Annotated in this window: 5 protein-coding genes; 2 read left to right on the forward strand and 3 right to left on the reverse strand. The window is 44.1% G+C overall.

Features of this window, described 5'->3' with window-relative positions; translation table 11 throughout:
- Position 1 precedes the first annotated feature (1 nt).
- Positions 2–6,625 (forward strand): non-ribosomal peptide synthetase, encoded by a 6,624-nt coding sequence (locus PNC201_RS00735; RefSeq protein ID WP_158299090.1) that lies wholly within the window; start codon positions 2–4, stop codon positions 6,623–6,625.
- A gap of 104 nt (positions 6,626–6,729) precedes the next feature.
- Positions 6,730–20,532, forward strand: a complete 13,803-nt coding sequence (locus tag PNC201_RS00740; RefSeq protein WP_102055870.1) for a non-ribosomal peptide synthetase — start codon at positions 6,730–6,732, stop codon at positions 20,530–20,532.
- Between the two features lie 642 nt (positions 20,533–21,174).
- On the opposite strand, the gene PNC201_RS00745 is transcribed toward PNC201_RS00740, so the two are convergent.
- The 3 genes from PNC201_RS00745 to PNC201_RS00755 all read right to left on the reverse strand — a co-directional run bounded on the left by PNC201_RS00745 (position 21,175) and on the right by PNC201_RS00755 (position 25,723).
- Entirely contained in the window at positions 21,175–23,631 is a 2,457-nt protein-coding gene (locus tag PNC201_RS00745) for an ABC transporter permease (RefSeq protein WP_102055871.1), read from the reverse strand.
- Between the two features lie 93 nt (positions 23,632–23,724).
- A complete protein-coding gene (locus PNC201_RS00750; protein WP_010607883.1) occupies positions 23,725–24,450 on the reverse strand; it encodes an ABC transporter ATP-binding protein in 726 nt (241 codons plus the stop codon).
- Positions 24,451–24,469: 19 nt separating this feature from the next.
- A complete protein-coding gene (locus PNC201_RS00755; RefSeq protein WP_102055872.1) occupies positions 24,470–25,723 on the reverse strand; it encodes an HlyD family secretion protein in 1,254 nt (417 codons plus the stop codon).
- Positions 25,724–25,867 lie beyond the last annotated feature (144 nt).

Raw genomic sequence — 25,867 nt, forward strand, 5'->3', positions numbered from 1 at the left:
AATGGTGAAGGAATTAATTAATGATGCTGCGTCGGCAGGGGTTTTTCTCTCATTAGATGAAGCAGGACAGTTGAAATATGAACTATCTGTAGATGAGTTTCCAGAACAGCTAAAGCAAAAAATTATTCAAAATAAAAACGAAATCATTGCCTTTTTTGAAGGATTATCAAGTTTAAATTCAAGTCCCGGTTACAGTACTCAAGATGCTATCGAGAAAGCATCTGAGGCATCGGTATCTTTCGCCCAACAGCGCTTTTGGTTGATTGATAATATTGAAGGCGGAAGCGCCCACTATAACATGCCAGGTGCTTTTCAGTTAGAGGGTGAAATAGATTTACACGCTATTGAACGGGCGTTTGTAGAAGTTATACAGCGACATGAAGTACTACGCACAACATACCATGAACTAGATGGTCAAGTTACTTTGCAGGTCCACGATATTGAAAGTTTCCCTATCAAGCAAACCTCTATCGAGCATTTAAGTGCGGAGCTGGTAAATAAAAAACTCACTGAACTGCTCAGCCTAGAGGCATCTAGAAGTTTTGATTTAGAAAATGATCTTATGATCCGTTGTCATCTCATCAAGCTCTCCAATAACAAATATGTTGTTGGGGTGAACATGCATCATATTGCCTCTGATGGTTGGTCGTTAGGGATCTTAATAAACGAATTTGTAGAGTGCTATAGTGCAGTGCTCGAACATCGTGATGTAAGCTTACCTGAATTGCCTATCCAATATTCAGACTTTGCGGTGTGGCAGAAGGCACAGTTGCGCGGAACGTTACTAGATCAACTCGGTAGCTACTGGAAAACGCAGCTTGCAGACATACCTATGGCGCATAGCTTGCCACTTGATAAACCGAGACCACAAAGACCGGATAACCAAGGTACGACATTTAGTATTCAACTTCCCGCATCACAAAGTAAGGCTTTGAAAACATTCTGTGTTGAGCAAAATGCATCACTTTTTGCCGGAGTTCATGCGCTTTTCGCTGCATTGATGTCTCGCTACAGTAATGAAAATGATGTTGTTATAGGAACCCCTGTCGCGGGAAGGGATAATGCTGAGCTTGCAAGACTAATTGGGTTGTTTGTCAATACTCTTGTTTTACGAACTATCAACCCTGCCAAATTAAGTTTAGTTAAGGCGCTAGAAGTAAGCCGGAACACCATATTTGAAGCCTTTGAGCACCAAGCTATTCCCTTTGAGAACTTAGTTGAAATTCTAAATATCGAAAGAAGCCCTGCATATCATCCTATATTTCAGGTTATGTTGGCGATGCAAAATAATGATCAGGAGGCACTAAAGCTGCCTAATTTGGCATTGAGTAACGTGGAACAGCCAATAACCACGACGAAGTTTGATTTAACAGTGCATGTGAGAGAAGTTGGTGAGCAGATAGAGTTCACATGGGAGTATGCAACAGCGTTATTCAATGATGATACGATTAAAGTGATGGCAGGGCATTTTAACCAGCTAATCACTCAAGCGGTAGCTAACCCCAACGCCTCACTAGATACAATGCCTTTGCTGACAGCATCTGAGTACGAGACAGTTGTAAATAAATGGAATGCGACTTCTGTTGCTTATCTTGAAGACCTGTGTATGCATGAATTGTTTATACAGCAAGCACTAAAAACTCCAGCTGCCATAGCACTCGTAGACTCTCAAGGGGAGATGACCTATTTTGATTTGCTAAGACATGCTTTGCTCGTTGCGAGCAAGCTATCTGGGCAGATTACTGTCGAGGAGCTGGTTGCTGTAAGAGCTGAAAAAGGTAGAGCGCAGGTCATTGCCACATTAGCTATTTTGATTGCAGGAGGGGCATATTTGCCTCTTGAAACCAGCTGGCCGGTTGAAAGGTGTCGCGATATTTTAGTGCAGGCACAGGTAAAAGTCTGTTTAGTTGATAGTCAACAGCAGTTATTATCATCAGAAGAGTATCAATATATCGACTTGAGCCGCATCGACAACACAGGTATTTCTACCAAAGAGGTTATTGCATACTTTGAAAATTATCGAGCTCCGCAACAGATAAATCAGTTGGCCTATGTCATTTTCACATCAGGTTCAACAGGTGTACCTAAAGGGGTAGCGATTGAACATCAAGCAGTAGTTAACACTTTACTTGATATCAACAGTAAATATGAGGTTACGCATAAGGATAAAGTTTTATGTGTATCTGCATTGAGCTTCGACCTGTCTGTATATGATATTTTTGGTATGTTAGCGGTCGGTGGAGTGCTAGTCTTTCCAGCTCCTGAATTGGCGAAAGACCCTCATCACTGGCTTGACATGCTGGAAAAGCATGAAATAACAGTTTGGAATACAGTACCCTTATCTATGGGACTAATCACTGAGTTACTCGAAGCTGATAACCGACAAGATATTGCGCCTTTACGTATCGTGTTGATGAGTGGAGATTGGATCCCAACCTCATTACCTAAGCGTATATGGCGTCGCTTTAGGAATGCAAAACTCTTTAGTCTTGGAGGAGCAACGGAGGGGTCGATTTGGTCGATTCATTACCCCATTACTGAGGATTTGAGCGATCGTCGAAGTGTGCCATACGGTAAGCCTTTAGGTAATCAAGCATTCTATATACTTAATTCGCAGCTCCAACACTGTCCTACCGGTGTGACGGGGGAGTTGTTTATCGGCGGAAAAGGTGTTGCTCGTGAATACTACAATGCGAGTGAAATCACCGAAAAGCATTTCTTATACCATCCTGAATTACAACAAAAAATCTATCGAACAGGTGATTTAGGACGTTATTTACCAGACGGTAACATTGAGTTTGTAGGTCGCTTAGATAATCAACTAAAGGTTAGGGGATTCCGAGTTGAGATAGGTGATATTGAAAGTCAGTTGCTTGCTCATCCAAAAGTTGAAGGTGCGCATGTCGTAGCTGTACCAGACAAGTCAAAAAACATTCAGTTAGTTGCATACGTTGTAATGACAGAAGAGTGGAAGCCATCACGTATTCGCGAGTATCTGTTCGGTACCTTACCTGATTATATGGTGCCAAGTGCAATTATGTTGTTGCCAAGCTTCCCGTTGACCGCAAATGGGAAGCTTGACCGCAAAGCTTTACCTGAACCTGACTTTAGCCAAGCACTCGCTGAGTATGAAGCTCCCAAAAATAAAATTGAAGCCCTATTGTGTGAGCTTTTTGCAGAATGTTTGGGATTGGAAAAAGTAGGAAGGAAAGATAACTTCTTTTCTCTTGGTGGGCATTCTGTTTTAGGTATGGAGCTGATCTCAAAAGCTAAGCGTAAAGGCATCATTATAGAAGCTCGCCACTTGTTTTCCGTAAATACGTTAGCAGAGTTAGCGGATGTAGTGAGCGTAAATGAAGGTGAAAAGCGGCTGTATCAAGCGCCTAAGAACAAGGAGTTGCAAGATGGAGAAAGCCTTAAACCCGAACATTTGACACTTGTAAACCTTTCTAACAGTGAGCTCGAAAGTATTGCGAAGCTAGTTCCTAAAGGAATTGATAATATTCAGGACATCTATCCACTGAGCCCTGTTCAAGAAGGGTTTCTATTCCACTATATGCTTGGCGCTGACGTGGATCCTTATATTCTAAATTCTGTCATCGAATTACCACAAACAACTTCTTTATCAACGTTGCAGCAGGCCTTTGAGGTCATTCTATTAAGGCATGATGTACTAAGAACGCAAGTTCAGTGGCAAGGCGTTGCTGAACCTGTGCAAGTTGTATGTAAAGAAGTTGAATTCGTTGTGGATGAATGGGAGTTCAGTTGCGATGACGATGATACCGACGTTTTAGAAGTGATAGCACCGTCGTTACGCTCAAAGATGACAATTAGCCAAGCACCTTTAGTAAATATAACCTTGGCAAGAAATTCAACGACTACAAAGTCTTATTTAGTTATTCAGTGCCATCACCTTATCGTAGATCACGCTGGTTTAGAGATGATTGGTCAAGAGCTTGCTGCAATTTTAAATGGGCAAGAATTAAAAGCGCCTGCGCATCAGTTTAGAGAGCAAATAGCGTTTATTAAGGAACACTGTGACTTAGAAGCGGCAAAGGCATTTTATAAAGATTACTTAAATGATGTAACGCAAGGTTGTTATCCATTTAACTTGTCGAGTGTCCATGGTGATGGTAGCGATGTTGTTCAGTTGAATCATGATTTATCTGAAAAATTGAGTGCAGAAATCAGAGCATTATCTCGAGCATATCGTGTATCTCCCGCTATTCTATTCCACATGGCTTTATCTCTAACAATCTCTATTGCAAGTGCTAGTAGTCGAGTGATATTCGGGACGGTGATGTCGGGTAGGCTTGATGGTGTAAGTGGGGTTGATAAAGTGATGGGGACGATGATAAATACTGTCCCAGTACACTTAGAACTTAAGAACCTGAGTGCCGAAATGCTGTTGCGAAAAACGGAAGCATGCTTAAATGAACTCGTTTTATTTGAGCATGTACCTTTGGCTATAGCGCAGCAACAGAGTGGGTTAACTTCGGATACTCCTTTGTTTAGTTCGCTATTTAATTATAGACGGTCAAAATCTGAGAGTGCAGTGCAAAGTACTTTAGGTCTGCGTAGCTTATCCCTGAAGGAAACAACGAACTACCCTTTGGTTGTCTCAGTTGATGATTTCAATGATAAGAAGTCGTTCACCGTTGAAGTTAAAGCGATGGGAGAGTACGCCTCAAGAGTGCAAAATATTTTTGCATCTGCGATGGCAAGTATTTGCTCGGCGCTAGTATCTGGTCATGCTGGAGAAGTTACGAAGCTAGCTTGCTTACCTAGTAGTGAGCTTCCCAAAATAACATCTAAAACGGGGTGGCCTAAGAGCTGTAAAGAAATACCCTTAGCGCACAACCTGTTTGAAGCGACTGCCGTTCAGACGCCTGATGTGGATGCAGTGGTTACAACGCAAAATACACTGTCTTTCGCTGAGCTTAATAAATCGGCGAATCAGTTAGCAACTTACTTACGCCAAACTCATGGTGTTAAAGAAAACAAATTTGTCGGTATTGTCGTCAATCGTTCACAGAGCTATGTCGTTGCAGTTCTAGCTGTCTTGAAATGTGGTGCAGCCTTTGTACCCATTGATCCAAGTTACCCAACAGAGCGAGTGAGCTACATATGTGACCAAGCTAATGTGACAGTTGTTCTAGGTGATCATGACGAGCTGTCAAAAAAGGTCAGCGCACCTTTTGCTAACTTGGATTTATGCATCGAGGAGGCTACAAGCTATACCTCAGAACCACAACCAACGACTATTGATGCCAAAAGTGCAGCTTATGTGATTTTCACTTCGGGCTCTACTGGTCGGCCTAAGGGAGTCGTTGTAAGTCACCAAAATTTGGTAAACCATAGTACAGCACTAAAGGCAGACATTCTGGAAGCAACCGGAGCGAGTCGCTGGGGCTGGACACTATCAGGTGCATTTGATGGGGCGATGAAGGGTATATCTGCTTTATTAAACGGTATTTCACTTTGTATGGTGTCCGAACAAGCTAGGTATAACCCTAGCATATTGTGTTCAGAGCTACAGTTACTAAAGGCTGATATTGTAGATAGTACTCCTGTGATGATAAATGAAATCTTCAGGCTAGCTGAAATACCTCAAGTAAATTGGCTTATCGGAGGGGATGCAATTGATCCTGTGATGTGGAATAAAGTAGCCAAGTATCAGCAATCTATAGCAAGAAAAGCCTTTAATATGTATGGTCCAACTGAATGTAGCATCAACACTTGTTGGGGAGAAATAACAACAAACTCAAGCCCTCATATTGGCTCACCCATACTCAATGTAAATCTATCGATATTAGACAATGAAATGAGAGCTGTACCAGCAGGGGTTGTAGGCGAGCTTTACATTAGCGGATTTGGGGTGGCTAAAGGTTATATTAACTCGGTAGATGACGAAGCATTTCTAAGCCAAAGTGTATGTGCTGAAGCAGGCCTGGAATGGCCAGTATATCGCAGTGGCGACCTTGTGAAAGCGAGCGTTGATGGGGTATTGCAGTTTGTCGGAAGGAAAGACTCACAGGTTAAAATAAGAGGCTACCGAATCGATTTAAATGAAGTGGAAGCTGCCATTTTAGCGTGTAACATCGAATTAGCTGCGGTTACGACACACGAAGATACGCTCGGAGGGACTCAGTTACTTGCTTTTTATGAATCATCCGATATATCCGAGCAAGAGCTAAAAGAGCGCTTACGCGAGATGATCCCTTCTTATATGCTTCCAAGCGTTATTCAAAAACTTGAGCAAATGCCAATCAATAGCAATGGAAAGATAGATCGGAAAGCCTTGCCCAAGGTGGGAGAAGTCAATTCAACAGTAGTTTATGTTGCCCCCGACACAGAAATTGAAAGCAGTCTCTGTAAGCAGTGGGAAACTCTTTTGGGAGTAGAAAAAATTAGTGTTGAAGCGAGCTTCTTCGACTCTGGTGGCCACTCAATCTTAGCAACAAGATTTGCTAGTTTCGTTGAGCAAGAGTTTAAAGTGCAGTTACCGCTCTCTATGCTTTTTGAAAGTGCCACGGTGCGGACAATTGCTTCCTATATTGAGTCTATTCAATTGAGTAGAGGGGAAGTTTCTCTCAAAGAAGACGAAGAAGAGTTCTTTTTATAAGAACGTGTATTGAATCGTACAACAAGAACAATAAAAACCCTCCAAATCTGCTTACATGTGGATTTGGAGGGGCAAGGAATGAGTAGATTACCTCTAAGATAATTATGAAAGCTGAAAATATAATAATTAATGCAGTCAAGAGCGGTGTTCACCTCTATTTAAAAGATGGTCGGTTAGCGTATAAACTAAACAAAGGGAGTTTTCCCGACGATATAAAAGCAATGGTAGTTGCTAACAAAGACCTTGTTATCGAGCACTTAGAACTACAGTTAACCCAGAGCAACTTAGATAGAACAGTTCAAGCCTATCCAAGAGAAAGCCAGACGTTACCAACGTCATTTTCGCAGCAGCGTTTATGGTTTATAGATCATCTCAAAGGAGGCTCACCAGAGTACAACATGCCAGTGGCCTTGACTGTAAAAGGTGAATTATCGCTGCCTGTAGTTGAGCGTGTTTTTCAGCGGATAATTGCGCGTCATGAGGTGCTAAGAACCAATTATTATGATGAAGCAGGCGTGGTGTATCAATATATCCATGAACCTGAAAATGTGGCGTTTAGTGTTGTATATCAAGACCTCAGGTCGTTACAAGGCGAAGCGCAGCAAGCCCAAATAAAAGCACGGATATCAGAGGTTATCACCACCGCGTTTAACTTGGCAGAAGACTTACTATTAAAGGTATTGTATCTGGCGACCGGAGAGGATACAGGAGTCCTACTCTTTAATATGCATCATATCGCGTCGGATGGTTGGTCAATGCAGGTGTTGACCAATGAGTTTGTACGTTTGTATGAAGCCTATAGTCAAGGTGAAGCCGAGCCTTTACCACAATTGGCGTTACAGTATGGAGATTATGCGCAGTGGCAGCGAACGCATATAACGGATACGGTATTAGATAAACAGCTCAGTTATTGGTTAGCGCAGTTGGATAAAGCCCCCGCGGTGCATAACCTCACATTGGATTATCCCCGCCCAGCAGAGAAGCAATATCATGGTGCTCAGGTGGTGTCAGCGTTTTCAGCGCAAACAGCGGATGCGTTATTGGCAGCAGCTAAACGCCATCAATTGACTCCTTTTATGTTATTACATGGTGCATTGTCATTGGTCTTATCAAGACATAGCAATAGTCATGACATCATTATGGGCACACCGGTTGCGAATCGCCTTCAAGCAGAGTTAGCCCCTTTAATCGGCTTCTTTGTAAACACCTTAGTGTTGAGGGTGAATACACAGCATGACAGCTTAGCGGAATATTATGCCCATGTGCGAGCGACCCACTTAGCAGGTCAAAGTCACCAAGATGTTCCATTTGAGCAGTTAGTAGAAAAGCTGAAAGTGCCAAGAAGTCGTGCCCATGGACCTTTGTTCCAGATTATGGTGACGACGAATACAGATTATGGCCTACATGAGCATCAACCATTGCAACTTGCGGGAATAGAAGTAGCGCCTTATCAATCAGATATAGTGCAAGCAAAGTTTGATTTAAAAGTTGACTTAGCCATAGATGAACAAGGAGGTGGCGTTAGCTGGAGCTATGATACGAGCCTCTTTAGTGAAGCACATATAGAACAATTAAGTACGCATTTACAGCAGCTATTAGAAGCGCTGGCAGACACACGAGGTGAGTGGGATATTGCGCTGTCTCAGCTAGACATGCTGTCAGCAAAAGAAGTTAGGCAGTTAGTGCACGAATGTAATGCTCGAAGTGATAATGCTACGCAGGCATGGGGCAATATCGTTTCCCACTTTACCGCGCAAGCTCAGCGACAGAGTACGCAGACAGCGGTCGTGTGTGGTGACAGCAAGATGAGTTATGGTGAGTTAGATAGGCAATCGAACCAGTTGGCACGCTATTTAATGACGAGCCATCACGTGCAGCGAGGCACACTGGTTGGGCTCTGTATGGATAGGTCCATAGAGATGGTGGTCAGTATTTTAGCGATCCTGAAAGCAGGGGGTGGCTATGTGCCACTAGACCCACATTATCCGGAGTCACGATTACGTTATATGGCGACGGACACGGGGATGTCTTTGCTGTTATCACAACAGAGGCTGAAATCGACGTTACCGGATTTACCTGTGGAAGTCGTTGCGGTGGATGAGATAGCTCAGGATTGGCAATGTTTGGTAGCAACGGATGTAGACGTAGCGATAACGGGGTCGGATGTCGCGTATGTGATCTATACGTCAGGCTCGACGGGGCAGCCTAAAGGGGTACTCACACCACATCAAGGAGTGACTAGACTAGTCATAGAGCAAAGTTTCATGACACTGAATAGTGATACGGTGATGATGCATTGTGCAAACATTGCGTTTGATGCCGCGACCTTAGAGCTATGGGGGCCATTACTCAACGGTGGGCAATGTGTTCTGTATCGTCCACCATACTTATCACCAGCAGAGCTGAATAAAGAGCTCGAACAGCATAACGTTAACAGTCTGTGGTTAACCGCAGGCTTCTTTAGAGAATGGTCTTATCATGTGCCGACAGTGACATCGCTACGTCAACTGCTAGCAGGGGGAGATAGTCTAGATCTAGACGCAATCAAGCGGATACAGCAGATACAGCCAGAGTTAACGTTGATAAACGGGTATGGACCAACAGAAAACACGACTTTCTCAACGACCTATACATTTCCTCAGGCTTATCAGGAGGAGCGAGTACCAATAGGTTATCGCTTAGATAGTGATGAAATTTACATTTTAGATGGTCACCAGCAATTGGTGCCTCAAGGCTGTATTGGTGACCTATTTGTGGGCGGTCCAGGGTTAGCGCTTGGGTACTTGAATCAACCAGAGCTAACAGCGGAGCGCTTTGTAGAGAACCCATTTTATGATGAGGCGCAAGCAGGCAGCTCAAGACGACTCTACCGCACCGGAGATCTAGTTCGTTACCTGCCGGATGGGAGAATAGAATTCATAGGTCGTGTTGACAGTCAGGTGAAGATAAGAGGGTTCAGAATAGAGCTTGGGGAAGTGGAAGCCTGTTTACATGCAGCTTCAAGCGTTGCATCGGCGTTGGCGATAGTGAAGGACATCGCGGGAGAGAAGCAATTAATAGGGTATGTGCAGCGACAAAGTGGGCTGGATATAGATGAGTCAAGCTGGCTGCAGGCATTGAAGGCAGAATTACAGCAAGATTTACCAGAACATATGATACCAAGCATACTGATTGCAGTGGATGAATGGCCATTGACGGCAAATGGCAAGGTGGATAGACGGGCATTGCCAAGTGCAGATGTGGGTTGTTTGCAAGGGGAATATGTAAGCCCTGAAGGTGATATTGAGCAACAGTTAGCTGGTATTTGGGCACAGCTTTTGGGTATAAAAGCTGCTGAGATCAGTGCAACGGCGAACTTCTTTACTCTGGGTGGGCATTCGTTACTCACCATACGTTTGGTGTCAGAAATTCAGCGCTGTTACGGTGTCGATATTTCATTACAACAGGTATTTAACGCGAAGGACTTACGCTCGCTGGCGAATGATATTGAGCAAAGCGAGCAAGGGCAAGTATTACCTGCGGTTCAAGCCTATCCAAGAGAAAGCCAGACGTTACCAACGTCATTTTCNCAGCAGCGTTTATGGTTTATAGATCATCTCAAAGGAGGCTCACCAGAGTACAACATGCCAGTGGCCTTGACTGTAAAAGGTGAATTATCGCTGCCTGTAGTTGAGCGTGTTTTTCAGCGGATAATTGCGCGTCATGAGGTGCTAAGAACCAATTATTATGATGAAGCAGGCGTGGTGTATCAATATATCCATGAACCTGAAAATGTGGCGTTTAGTGTTGTATATCAAGACCTCAGGTCGTTACAAGGCGAAGCGCAGCAAGCCCAAATAAAAGCACGGATATCAGAGGTTATCACCACCGCGTTTAACTTGGCAGAAGACTTACTATTAAAGGTATTGTATCTGGCGACAGGAGAGGATACAGGAGTCCTACTCTTTAATATGCATCATATCGCGTCGGATGGTTGGTCAATGCAGGTGTTGACCAATGAGTTTGTACGTTTGTATGAAGCCTATAGTCAAGGTGAAGCCGAGCCTTTACCACAATTGGCGTTACAGTATGGAGATTATGCGCAGTGGCAGCGAACGCATATAACGGATACGGTATTAGATAAACAGCTCAGTTATTGGTTAGCGCAGTTGGATGAAGCCCCCGCGGTGCATAACCTCACATTGGATTATCCCCGTCCAGCAGAGAAGCAATATCATGGTGCTCAGGTGGTGTCAGCGTTTTCAGCGCAAACAGCGGATGCGTTATTGGCAGCAGCTAAACGCCATCAATTGACTCCTTTTATGTTATTACATGGTGCATTGTCATTGGTCTTATCAAGACATAGCAATAGTCATGACATCATTATGGGCACACCGGTTGCGAATCGCCTTCAAGCAGAGTTAGCCCCTTTAATCGGCTTCTTTGTAAACACCTTAGTGTTGAGGGTGAATACACAGCATGACAGCTTAGCGGAATATTATGCCCATGTGCGAGCGACCCACTTAGCAGGTCAAAGTCACCAAGATGTTCCATTTGAGCAGTTAGTAGAAAAGCTGAAAGTGCCAAGAAGTCGTGCCCATGGACCTTTGTTCCAGATTATGGTGACGACGAATACAGATTATGGCCTACATGAGCATCAACCATTGCAACTTGCGGGAATAGAAGTAGCGCCTTATCAATCAGATATAGTGCAAGCAAAGTTTGATTTAAAAGTTGACTTAGCCATAGATGAACAAGGAGGTGGCGTTAGCTGGAGCTATGATACGAGCCTCTTTAGTGAAGCACATATAGAACAATTAAGTACGCATTTACAGCAGCTATTAGAAGCGCTGGCAGACACACGAGGTGAGTGGGATATTGCGCTGTCTCAGCTAGACATGCTGTCAGCAAAAGAAGTTAGGCAGTTAGTGCACGAATGTAATGCTCGAAGTGATAATGCTACGCAGGCATGGGGCAATATCGTTTCCCACTTTACCGCGCAAGCTCAGCGACAGAGTACGCAGACAGCGGTCGTGTGTGGTGACAGCAAGATGAGTTATGGTGAGTTAGATAGGCAATCGAACCAGTTGGCACGCTATTTAATGACGAGACATCACGTGCAGCGAGGCACACTGGTTGGGCTCTGTATGGATAGGTCCATAGAGATGGTGGTCAGTATTTTAGCGATCCTGAAAGCAGGGGGTGGCTATGTGCCACTAGACCCACATTATCCGGAGTCACGATTACGTTATATGGCGACGGACACGGGGATGTCTTTGCTGTTATCACAACAGAGGCTGAAATCGACGTTACCGGATTTACCTGTGGAAGTCGTTGCGGTGGATGAGATAGCTCAGGATTGGCAATGTTTGGCAGCAACGGATGTAGACGTAGCGATAACGGGGTCGGATGTTGCGTATGTGATTTATACGTCAGGCTCGACGGGGCAGCCTAAAGGGGTACTCACACCACATCAAGGGTTATCGAACTTTTATAGCGGGTTTCTAGCTCAAGGCGAGGTGCTGTCGCAAGGGGTGGGGGATGCGTGGCTATGGCTTTCTTCATATGTCTTTGATGCATCTTTGAAAGGGTTGTGCTTATTGGCTGATGGGGTCAAATTGGTCATTCCAAGTAAAGCGCAAATATTAGCACCCCTTGAATTGAGTAAGCTAATCAAACAACACGATATTCAAGTTGTGAATGCGACTCCACAATTATTAGGTGCGTTACTTTCAGAACCAACATTACCTGCGGTAGATGTGATTTCTAGTGGTGATCTAATTGGTGCAGGGCTGTTGAAGCGACTACAGCAGTTTGTACAAAAACATAAGCGAGTGCTGTTGAATGCATATGGGCCAACAGAAACGACGGTCAATACGCACTTTGCCGAATTGACTCACAGTGATCGAGAGGTCATCGGGCGAGGCATGCATAATGTGTCTAGCTACATACTTAGTTCAGCCTTTGAGTTGGTGCCTCAAGGCTGTATTGGTGAACTATTTGTGGGCGGTCCAGGGTTAGCGCTTGGGTACTTGAATCAACCAGAGCTAACAGCGGAGCGCTTTGTAGAGAACCCATTTTATGATGAGGCGCAAGCAGGCAGCTCAAGACGACTCTACCGCACCGGAGATCTAGTTCGTTACCTGCCGGATGGGAGAATAGAATTCATAGGTCGTGTTGACAGTCAGGTGAAGATAAGAGGGTTCAGAATAGAGCTTGGGGAAGTGGAAGCCTGTTTACATGCAGCTTCAAGCGTTGCATCGGCGTTGGCGATAGTGAAGGACATCGCGGGAGAGAAGCAATTAATAGGGTATGTGCAGCGACAAAGTGGGCTGGATATAGATGAGTCAAGCTGGCTGCAGGCATTGAAGGCAGAATTACAGCAAGATTTACCAGAACATATGATACCAAGCATACTGATTGCAGTGGATGAATGGCCATTGACGGCAAATGGCAAGGTGGATAGACGGGCATTGCCAAGTGCAGATGTGGGTTGTTTGCAAGGGGAATATGTAAGCCCTGAAGGTGATATTGAGCAACAGTTAGCCGGTATTTGGGCACAGCTTCTGGGTATAAAAGCTGCTGAGATCAGTGCAACGGCGAACTTCTTTACTCTGGGTGGGCATTCGTTACTCACCATACGTTTGGTGTCAGAAATTCAGCGCTGTTACGGTGTCGATATTTCATTACAACAGGTATTTAACGCGAAGGACTTACGCTCGCTGGCGAATGATATTGAGCAAAGCGAGCAAGGGCAAGTATTACCTGCGGTTCAAGCCTATCCAAGAGAAAGCCAGACGTTACCAACGTCATTTTCGCAGCAGCGTTTATGGTTTATAGATCATCTCAAAGGAGGCTCACCAGAGTACAACATGCCAGTGGCCTTGACTGTAAAAGGTGAATTATCGCTGCCTGTAGTTGAGCGTGTTTTTCAGCGGATAATTGCGCGTCATGAGGTGCTAAGAACCAATTATTATGATGAAGCAGGCGTGGTGTATCAATATATCCATGAACCTGAAAATGTGGCGTTTAGTGTTGTATATCAAGACCTCAGGTCGTTACAAGGCGAAGCGCAGCAAGCCCAAATAAAAGCACGGATATCAGAGGTTATCACCACCGCGTTTAACTTGGCAGAAGACTTACTATTAAAGGTATTGTATCTGGCGACNGGAGAGGATACAGGAGTCCTACTCTTTAATATGCATCATATCGCGTCGGATGGTTGGTCAATGCAGGTGTTGACCAATGAGTTTGTACGTTTGTATGAAGCCTATAGTCAAGGTGAAGCCGAGCCTTTACCACAATTGGCGTTACAGTATGGAGATTATGCGCAGTGGCAGCGAACGCATATAACGGATACGGTATTAGATAAACAGCTCAGTTATTGGTTAGTGCAGTTGGATGAAGCCCCCGCGGTGCATAACCTCACATTGGATTATCCCCGTCCAGCAGAGAAGCAATATCATGGTGCTCAGGTGGTGTCAGCGTTTTCAGCGCAAACAGCGGATGCGTTATTGGCAGCAGCTAAACGCCATCAATTGACTCCTTTTATGTTATTACATGGTGCATTGTCATTGGTCTTATCAAGACATAGCAATAGTCATGACATCATTATGGGCACACCGGTTGCGAATCGCCTTCAAGCAGAGTTAGCCCCTTTAATCGGCTTCTTTGTAAACACCTTAGTGTTGAGGGTGAATACACAGCATGACAGCTTAGCGGAATATTATGCCCATGTGCGAGCGACCCACTTAGCAGGTCAAAGTCACCAAGATGTTCCATTTGAGCAGTTAGTAGAAAAGCTGAAAGTGCCAAGAAGTCGTGCCCATGGACCTTTGTTCCAGATTATGGTGACGACGAATACAGATTATGGCCTACATGAGCATCAACCATTGCAACTTGCGGGAATAGAAGTAGCGCCTTATCAATCAGATATAGTGCAAGCAAAGTTTGATTTAAAAGTTGACTTAGCCATAGATGAACAAGGAGGTGGCGTTAGCTGGAGCTATGATACGAGCCTCTTTAGTGAAGCACATATAGAACAATTAAGTACGCATTTACAGCAGCTATTAGAAGCGCTGGCAGACACACGAGGTGAGTGGGATATTGCGCTGTCTCAGCTAGACATGCTGTCAGCAAAAGAAGTTAGGCAGTTAGTGCACGAATGTAATGCTCGAAGTGATAATGCTACGCAGGCATGGGGCAATATCGTTTCCCACTTTACCGCGCAAGCTCAGCGACAGAGTACGCAGACAGCGGTCGTGTGTGGTGACAGCAAGATGAGTTATGGTGAGTTAGATAGGCAATCGAACCAGTTGGCACGCTATTTAATGACGAGACATCACGTGCAGCGAGGCACACTGATTGGGCTCTGTATGGATAGGTCCATAGAGATGGTGGTCAGTATTTTAGCGATCCTGAAAGCAGGGGGTGGCTATGTGCCACTAGACCCACATTATCCGGAGTCACGATTACGTTATATGGCGACGGACACGGGGATGTCTTTGCTGTTATCACAACAGAGGCTGAAATCGACGTTACCGGATTTACCTGTGGAAGTCGTTGCGGTGGATGAGATAGCTCAGGATTGGCAATGTTTGGCAGCAACGGATGTARACGTAGCGATAACGGGGTCGGATGTTGCGTATGTGATTTATACGTCAGGCTCGACGGGGCAGCCTAAAGGGGTACTCACACCACATCAAGGGTTATCGAACTTTTATAGCGGGTTTCTAGCTCAAGGCGAGGTGCTGTCGCAAGGGGTGGGGGATGCGTGGCTATGGCTTTCTTCATATGTCTTTGATGCATCTTTGAAAGGGTTGTGCTTATTGGCTGATGGGGTCAAATTGGTCATTCCAAGTAAAGCGCAAATATTAGCACCCCTTGAATTGAGTAAGCTAATCAAACAACACGATATTCAAGTTGTGAATGCGACTCCACAATTATTAGGTGCGTTACTTTCAGAACCAACATTACCTGCGGTAGATGTGATTTCTAGTGGTGATCTAATTGGTGCAGGGCTGTTGAAGCGACTACAGCAGTTTGTACAAAAACATAAGCGAGTGCTGTTGAATGCATATGGGCCAACAGAAACGACGGTCAATACGCACTTTGCCGAATTGACTCACAGTGATCGAGAGGTCATCGGGCGAGGCATGCATAATGTGTCTAGCTACATACTTAGTTCAGCCTTTGAGTTGGTGCCTCAAGGKTGTATTGGTGAACTATTTGTGGGCGGTCCAGGGTTAGCGCTTGGGTACTTGAATCAACCAGAGCTAACAGCGGAGCGCTTTGTAGAGAACCCATTTTATGATGAGGCGCAAGCAGGCAGCTCAAGACGACTCTACCGCACCGGAGATCTAGTTCGTTACCTGCCGGATGGGAGAATAGAATTCATAGGTCGTGTTGACAGTCAGGTGAAGATAAGAGGGTTCAGAATAGAGCTTGGGGAAGTGGAAGCCTGTTTACATGCAGCTTCAAGCGTTGCATCGGCGTTGGCGATAGTGAAGGACATCGCGGGAGAGAAGCAATTAATAGGGTATGTGCAGCGACAAAGTGGGCTGGATATAGATGAGTCAAGCTGGCTGCAGGCATTGAAGGCAGAATTACAGCAAGATTTACCAGAACATATGATACCAAGCATACTGATTGCAGTGGATGAATGGCCATTGACGGCAAATGGCAAGGTGGATAGACGGGCATTGCCAAGTGCAGATGTGGGTTGTTTGCAAGGGGAATATGTAAGCCCTGAAGGTGATATTGAGCAACAGTTAGCCGGTATTTGGGCACAGCTTCTGGGTATAAAAGCTGCTGAGATCAGTGCAACGGCGAACTTCTTTACTCTGGGTGGGCATTCGTTACTCACCATACGTTTGGTGTCAGAAATTCAGCGYTGTTACGGTGTCGATATTTCATTACAACAGGTATTTAACGCGAAGGACTTACGCTCGCTGGCGAATGATATTGAGCAAAGCGAGCAAGGGCAAGTATTACCTGCGGTTCAAGCCTATCCAAGAGAAAGCCAGACGTTACCAACGTCATTTTCACAGCAGCGTTTATGGTTTATAGATCATCTCAAAGGAGGCTCACCAGAGTACAACATGCCAGTGGCCTTGACTGTAAAAGGTGAATTATCGCTGCCTGTAGTTGAGCGTGTTTTTCAGCGGATAATTGCGCGTCATGAGGTGCTAAGAACCAATTATTATGATGAAGCAGGCGTGGTGTATCAATATATCCATGAACCTGAAAATGTGGCGTTTAGTGTTGTATATCAAGACCTCAGGTCGTTACAAGGCGAAGCGCAGCAAGCCCAAATAAAAGCACGAATATCAGAGGTTATCACCACCGCGTTTAACTTGGCAGAAGACTTACTATTAAAGGTATTGTATCTGGCGACNGGAGAGGATACAGGAGTCCTACTCTTTAATATGCATCATATCGCGTCGGATGGTTGGTCAATGCAGGTGTTGACCAATGAGTTTGTACGTTTGTATGAAGCCTATAGTCAAGGTGAAGCCGAGCCTTTACCACAATTGGCGTTACAGTATGGAGATTATGCGCAGTGGCAGCGAACGCATATAACGGATACGGTATTAGATAAACAGCTCAGTTATTGGTTAGCGCAGTTGGATGAAGCCCCCGCGGTGCATAACCTCACATTGGATTATCCCCGTCCAGCAGAGAAGCAATATCATGGTGCTCAGGTGGTGTCAGCGTTTTCAGCGCAAACAGCGGATGCGTTATTGGCAGCAGCTAAACGNCATCAATTGACTCCTTTTATGTTATTACATGGTGCATTGTCATTGGTCTTATCAAGACATAGCAATAGTCATGACATCATTATGGGCACACCGGTTGCGAATCGCCTTCAAGCAGAGTTAGCCCCTTTAATCGGCTTCTTTGTAAACACCTTAGTGTTGAGGGTGAATACACAGCATGACAGCTTAGCGGAATATTATGCCCATGTGCGAGCGACCCACTTAGCAGGTCAAAGTCACCAAGATGTTCCATTTGAGCAGTTAGTAGAAAAGCTGAAAGTGCCAAGAAGTCGTGCCCATGGACCTTTGTTCCAGATTATGGTGACGACGAATACAGATTATGGCCTACATGAGCATCAACCATTGCAACTTGCGGGAATAGAAGTAGCGCCTTATCAATCAGATATAGTGCAAGCAAAGTTTGATTTAAAAGTTGACTTAGCCATAGATGAACAAGGAGGTGGCGTTAGCTGGAGCTATGATACGAGCCTCTTTAGTGAAGCACATATAGAACAATTAAGTACGCATTTACAGCAGCTATTAGAAGCGCTGGCAGACACACGAGGTGAGTGGGATATTGCGCTGTCTCAGCTAGACATGCTGTCAGCAAAAGAAGTTAGGCAGTTAGTGCACGAATGTAATGCTCGAAGTGATAATGCTACGCAGGCATGGGGCAATATCGTTTCCCACTTTACCGCGCAAGCTCAGCGACAGAGTACGCAGACAGCGGTCGTGTGTGGTGACAGCAAGATGAGTTATGGTGAGTTAGATAGGCAATCGAACCAGTTGGCACGCTATTTAATGACGAGGCATCACGTGCAGCGAGGCACACTGGTTGGGCTCTGTATGGATAGGTCCATAGAGATGGTGGTCAGTATTTTAGCGATCCTGAAAGCAGGGGGTGGCTATGTGCCACTAGACCCACATTATCCGGAGTCACGATTACGTTATATGGCGACGGACACGGGGATGTCTTTGCTGTTATCACAACAGAGGCTGAAATCGACGTTACCGGATTTACCTGTGGAAGTCGTTGCGGTGGATGAGATAGCTCAGGATTGGCAATGTTTGGCAGCAACGGATGTAAACGTAGCGATAACGGGGTCGGATGTNGCGTATGTGATTTATACGTCAGGCTCGACGGGGCAGCCTAAAGGGGTACTCACACCACATCAAGGAGTGACTAGACTAGTCATAGAGCAAAGTTTCATGACACTGAGTAGTGATACGGTGATGATGCATTGTGCAAACATTGCGTTTGATGCCGCGACCTTAGAGCTATGGGGGCCATTACTCAACGGTGGGCAATGTGTTCTGTATCGTCCACCATACTTATCACCAGCAGAGCTGAATAAAGAGCTCGAACAGCATAACGTTAACAGTCTGTGGTTAACCGCAGGCTTCTTTAGAGAATGGTCTTATCATGTGCCGACAGTGACATCGCTACGTCAACTGCTAGCAGGGGGAGATAGTCTAGATCTAGACGCAATCAAGCGGATACAGCAGATACAGCCAGAGTTAACGTTGATAAACGGGTATGGACCAACAGAAAACACGACTTTCTCAACGACCTATACATTTCCTCAGGCTTATCAGGAGGAGCGAGTACCAATAGGTTATCGCTTAGATAGTGATGAAATTTACATTTTAGATGGTCACCAGCAATTGGTGCCTCAAGGTTGTATTGGTGAACTATTTGTGGGCGGTCCAGGGTTAGCGCTTGGGTACTTGAATCAACCAGAGCTAACAGCGGAGCGCTTTGTAGAGAACCCATTTTATGATGAGGCGCAAGCAGGCAGCTCAAGACGACTCTACCGCACCGGAGATCTAGTTCGTTACCTGCCGGATGGGAGAATAGAATTCATAGGTCGTGTTGACAGTCAGGTGAAGATAAGAGGGTTCAGAATAGAGCTAGGGGAAGTGGAAGCCTGTTTACATGCAGCTTCAAGCGTTGCATCGGCGTTGGCGATAGTGAAGGACATCGCGGGAGAGAAGCAATTAATAGGGTATGTGCAGCGACAAAGTGGGCTGGATATAGATGAGTCAAGCTGGCTGCAGGCATTGAAGGCAGAATTACAGCAAGATTTACCGGAGCATATGATACCAAGCATACTGATTGCAGTGGATGAATGGCCATTGACGGCAAATGGCAAGGTGGATAGACGGGCATTGCCAAGTGCAGATGTGGGTTGTTTGCAAGGGGAATATGTAAGCCCTGAAAGTGATATTGAGCAACAGTTAGCTGGTATTTGGGCACAGCTTTTGGGTATAAAAGCTGCTGATATCAGTGCAACGGCGAACTTCTTTACTCTGGGTGGGCATTCGTTGTTATTGGTAAAACTTTGCAATCAGATCCAAGCTCAGTTAGCTGTTTCTGTGTCTTTTCCAGATTTGTATACTGCACTCTCACTGAGAGAGCAAGCCAACGCAATTCAGAGTAAAAACATAGCAGATAGTAATCACAATTCGCCTTTAGTATTTTTAAACAAAAGTGCAAGTGAAGATAAGTCTGAGTTTTTGGTTGTTGCGATTCCTGGGGTGTTGTCAACACCGAATGATTTTAGGTCTTTCGCTCAGACTCTTGATACACACGGAGTACCATGTATCAGTATTCACCATCCCGGTGTATTCGATGATTGTGAGTCAGTTACTACGATCAAATCACATGGACAGTATATCTTTGACAGCATTAGGCCACAGTTTAAGAATAAACAGATCGTTTTAGTTGGGCATTCTTATGGTGGAGCTCTGGCCCAAGAGGTTGCAGAGTGTATGGGCAGTATTGAGAATCAAATATCGCTTGTTTTGCTGGATAGTTATTTTGCGCAGAGTTCATACAGGATGGATATGGACTCTAGATTAGAAAATATAGCAACGTGGACACAATCACTTAAAGATACAGAGCTTGTTAATAAGTTGAATAGGTTGGCTAAGTGGCAGTCGGAAGCGTTTTTCTCATATAGCCCTGATCAGATCTGGGACAAAGAGGTGCTAATGATGTTCGCGGAGGGTTCATCGATCGAGTCATGCAATTATATTGAGCTATCAAAGCAGTGGTTTAGTGGTCCTGTAACAGTTGAAATGGTACCGGGAGGTCATAAATCCATGCTGGAAAGTCCTAACGTTGAGCAAGTCAGTCATGGCTTGTTACGTTATCTCGGTATTCAATAACTACTAGACGTAGATGAATCAGTTGTAGAAATGAGCTGGGCTCCATACTGTTATGGGGCCCATTTTTATTTATCGGTCTAACATCAATCACGCTAATTCTCCAACTAATTGGAACGAAAATACGATATCTCCACGCTTAAAAAAGTTCATTTATTTAACCTCGGGGTAAGAAGTAAGTTAATCCACTAAATCACTAAGTTCAAAAGCGTAATATCACTCTAGCCAGAAGTTATTTCTTAAATGCAAGGCAAATTTGTGCGTCAAAAGCTGGCCTATTGCAAGAAAATTTAACGCAGTAGTAAGGGATAACAGCTGCTAGAGAACAAGTTGTTATCCCAAGCTCAGGTTATTTAATGTAATCAACACTTGTACAAGCTAAAACTGGCACAGCATAATTAGCCTAACAGCAAGGTAAAGATACTAATCAATGGCATTGATGCGAGAGGCCATCACACTGCGCTTAATTCATCAATTTTCGTATAAGTTGCTTGACTGCAAATTCTGCGTTCTGGCTAAAATTCACTTAGGTGGATTACATCTCGTAGCGTGTTAATTAATAGCTTTTTTAGAATGTTTATTGAGGGAAAGCAGAACTCGGAATAATAGTTTCTCAATCCGAGTTCTGGGTGCTTAGATGGGCAGTTATTGATCTCGTAGGGAATAAATTGCCGGTCTTCTGATAATCCCCCAAACAGCAAGTGTGGATGTAAACGCAGTTACTGCAATAATAGTAACTATTGGTAATATTAATCCTGTTGTTGAAAGAGCGAATGTGAAACGGGTTGAAGTTATCCACACTGCAACGCCTGAAACTATGATTGCAGCTCCAATTAGCGCGAGTATGATGACCTTAAAGTTCTCTAAGATCACACCTTTCACAATAGTAAGTGGTGACGCTCCAATAGCCATACGAACCCCGAGTTCAAATTTTCTCATGCTAATTCCATAACTTAATACGCCATATATACCAATCACGGCGATTGAAAGTGTCACTATTGCCAAAGCTAGAGATGCCCAACTAGCGATGTAATGAAGCGCAAGAGAATTTGCTAATTGTGATTCAAGTGGTTGAATATCCGAGACTCGCCACGTGGGTGTGGTCTTCGCGATAATACTATTTATAAATTGGGGAGTAAGCTGCTGGTTTGAATCTACTTCTATGATAAAAGAAGGAGCGTAACGCTCGATATTATCTACAGCCCACATTTTGGCTGAGTTATTTTGTTCCGGTAGGTTTAGATCTTCGGTGACGGCAATAATTTCATATTGAATTGTACGGCGTCCATTTAACCAGTAATAACGCTCACCAACTACATCGCCACCCGGCTTTAACTTATTGGCAAACTCTTTATTTACAATGAGGTAAGGAGAGCGATTATACACGTCTTCTCGAGTAAAATTGCGACCTTGGAGAATGTCTAACTGTAACGTTGGTATATACGCTTCATCAATTAAGTTGCCAGAGACAGAATACTGATTCTCAAACCCAGAGTCTGGGCTTAAGAAAGTACTAATACCAAACTCGACAGGCGTACCTGTAGTTAAGCTTGCAGATACAACTCTAGGGTTGGCTCTTATCTCGCTTACAATATCAAGTAGTTGTTGTCTTCTCGTACTATAATATGAATCTCTTTCAGCGCGACTTGGCCTTGGTTCGAAAAGCTGATTCAATTCCACTTGGTAACGATCTTTACTTACGAAATTGGGAGCCTGGCTTAGCAATGACCATGAGTTTATAAAGATTTGAAAGCAAGAAATCAGTAATAAACTAGCAAGAAAGATCTGACTGAAAATTAGTGCTGAACGGGTACTTGATTTCACTTGGATGCTGGTACCTTTACCACTACTTTGTATTTGAGAGTTTAGTTTACTGAAGTTAATTTTGGCACTGATAAGCCAAGCACCTAGCCAAGCTAATAATGCTGAAAGAGTTAAACAAAATATGACTGACGGCACATTAGTTGTTAAGCGTGCAACACTAGGTAAGCTGTCTGTTGCAATTAATTTTAATAGGTAATAGCACAGCTCCGATACACCCAATGCTAAAATTGCTGATAAGAGAGTTAATGTCGCAAGCTCAATAAAAATGCCTCGAACGATCTGTTTTCGTTGAGCGCCTAAAGCCGCTTTTATGGACATAGTCCGCTGCTGATTTACTGCTCTTGCGAGCACTAAATTGGCGATATTGGCACAAGCGATTAGCGTCAAACAAAATGCACCAACTAATAACCAAATAGTTCTTGATGCACTGTCGCCATGGATTTTTTCTTTTAATGGTTTTAGCTCAAAAGTGATAGTCATATCATTAAAAAATGAACGACCTGCAGTTTCTGCTTTAAAACGCCCGTTATATTTATTTGTCAGTTGGTGATTCAGCTTAGCGATATCTTCATCCGCTAAAATTTTAGTTAAAATGTGTCTGTTTGGGCCTGTCAATCCCCATTGCTGAGCATCTCGTCGATAGGATGGAAGGTAATCCCATGGAAGCCAAATACTTGTTAGTCTGCCTGGAGTATATAGCTCTGGCTCAGGTGTATTCTCTGAAAGTACGCCAATAATTCTGAAGTTAACTTGATCTATCTGGAACGTTTTTCCCAAAACCTGTGGATCTGCGCCAAAGTACGTTTGCCAAGAGTGGTAAGAAAGCACCGCTACAGGTGATATACTATCGATACCTTCTTCATCAGAAAAACCACGACCAAGCTCGTAATTGAAACCCAAAAGGGGCATAAACTCTGGAGTGGTGTAAGCAACATTCACCCGAGGGGTATCGGCACGGCTTCGTATTACTTCTTCACCATAGGCAAAAAGTGCAGTTTGAATGTGATCTGATTTTTCGTTTTTATACGCCTCGACCAAAATTGGCATTGGGGTGTAGTCTTCAAATTCAATTTTATCTTTTATGTAGTGGTTTGTCTTAGAGACATATAATTTCTCACTATCATGGTATGGCAGGGGGGCTGCGAGAATCTGGAAGTTTAAGTTGAACATGGCAATAAGCGTGCCCAAAGTAATTCCAAGAGTTATAATTATAGTAAGGGTAAATATTTTTGCTTTGCTAAGAGAGTATAAGCATGATTGGATCTCTTGTTTCAACATGTTGAGCTCCTCACCGGCTGTGTGACGAGCAAAATTGGCAATTCGAAGTGCGGTTCGTACATTTTAAGCTTCCTTGTGTATTCTTATGGTTATTTAGCTAGCCAACGGCTCCGAATGCTTTTCAGTGCTCTGTTCTTGAGGAGTTAAAATCTTGCCATCTAATAGGTGCAGCTTTCGTGTTGCCATATCTGCATACCTAGGATCATGTGTAACCATGCACAATGTGGTGCCTTCTAAATTTAGCGCTTTGAGCATATCCATCACGGCATCACCGTTCTTTGAGTCAAGGTTACCAGTCGGCTCATCTACAAGCAGTAACGCAGGGTTGCCAACCAAAGCGCGGGCTATAGCAATACGTTGTTGCTGTCCGCCTGAAAGTTGATTAGGGCGGTGGCTAGCTCTATGGCCCATGTCTACTTTTGTAAGGCAGCTGGTAACCGCTTGTGTGATCTCAACCTCGGTCATTGGCTCTTTGCGATAACGCAATGGAAGTGCAATATTTTCAAATACGGTCAGTTCATCTATCAGATTAAATGATTGAAATATAAAGCCAACCTTTTGGTTCCGTATATGTGCAGCTTCACTCAAGCTTAATTTACTTACTTCTATTCCCTCAACCTGATAACTTCCATCTGTAGGCGTATCTAGTAACCCCAATATGGAAAGGAGAGTTGATTTACCACAACCTGATGGACCGCATATTGAGACGAAATCACCCTTATATATTTCGAGGTCTATTCCTCTCAGCGCGTGCGTTTCCATTTCCTCTGTGCTAAACACCTTAGTGATGCCTGACATTTTCAATATTGCTTCTTTCATAGTTTGTTATCCTATTAAATTACTGAATTATTCTTATTTTCTGCGCTGTTTTGAAAGAGGTGGTATCGGAGAGAATAACTTGTTGGTCTAAGCCAATACCTTCCTCTATTTGAATATAGTTGCCAGCGTCAATACCGAATGAAACAGATGTTGAGTTGGCATACTCTCCTGCACTATCTAAAACGAAAATAGATTGTTGGGTGTGGGGATGAGTATTACTAGGGCGCTCGACGTATAACACGTCCTGTAATGAATGTGTCATGATTGTTGCGTCCACGTTGAGTTCTGGTCTTGCAGATTCTGGTACGGCATCGTTGAAGGTGAGCTCGACTTCGATTGTCCCTTCCTGTACTTGAGGGCTGATCCTAGTAACAGTTGCTTGCACTTTCTCACGTCTAGTGTTTACAACCGCAGGTTGACCCACTCGTATTTGCTCGGCTTTAGATTGTGAAACACGAACAAGTGCTTGAAGATCTGCGCTACTACCTACTTGCGCTAGCTCTTGGCCAGCCACAACACTTTGTCCTAGTTCTACAGCCAATCGTTGTAAAACACCTTCAGTTCCAGCGCGAACGGTGAGCTTAGCTTCTCTTTCTATAAGTCGTGCGAGAATGGAATTAGCTTGATTTATTAATTCCTGTGAAATAGTTAAGTCTTCTTTATGCAGTAACTTTAACTGCTCTATACGCTGATGTTGTAACTTTACACGTTCAGCAAGCTGCCTTTCTTCAAGTTCTGCGGTTTTTACCTCAATTGCAGGTACAACTCCCTGATCTCTGAGCTCCTGCTGTGCTTCGCGGCGCATAGCTAGAGACTGATGCTCACTTTTTAATTCCGCTAACGTCGCAGCTTCCATGAGAAGCTCTCGTTGGTTTGCGAGTTTTTGTCGGCGGAAGTTGGCTTTTTGTCTGTTTAATTCCATTTCTGCGCTGGCTAGCTGCTGCGTCAGGTCTGGATCCTGCATCTTTAAAATAATGGTGTCAGGTAGTACTTCACCGCCGGGGCGCACTAATATTTCATTTACTGTTGCGGGGTCTTGTGCGGTAATTAGTTTTTGCTTATTTGAGCGAAGTACACCATAGCCTGTCACTTCAACGTCAAGGTTACCGCGCTGTACATTGCCAATGATAATTGAATGCCTTTCAAGCTTAGTACTGGTCTGATCTGAAAGTTTCCCTATCATGAACCAAATAGATACAAGTACCACAGGAATGCTTATGAGTATAAACAGTTTACGTAATGGCTTAGCTTGTTTCTTTTTTATTACATCCACCTTTAGTTGCCTTTTTTATCGGATTGATAACTTGATGTAAGCAAACAGTGTGCCACTTGTATCTTGTTGTTTTGTTTGTTGTTTTATTTTTATTTGGATAAGTAAAGTCCGGTTCTGGACTATGCGGATGAGTAAATCGGACCA

Origin of the sequence: Pseudoalteromonas sp. NC201, assembly GCF_002850255.1 — a bacterium.
Lineage (GTDB): Bacteria > Pseudomonadota > Gammaproteobacteria > Enterobacterales > Alteromonadaceae > Pseudoalteromonas.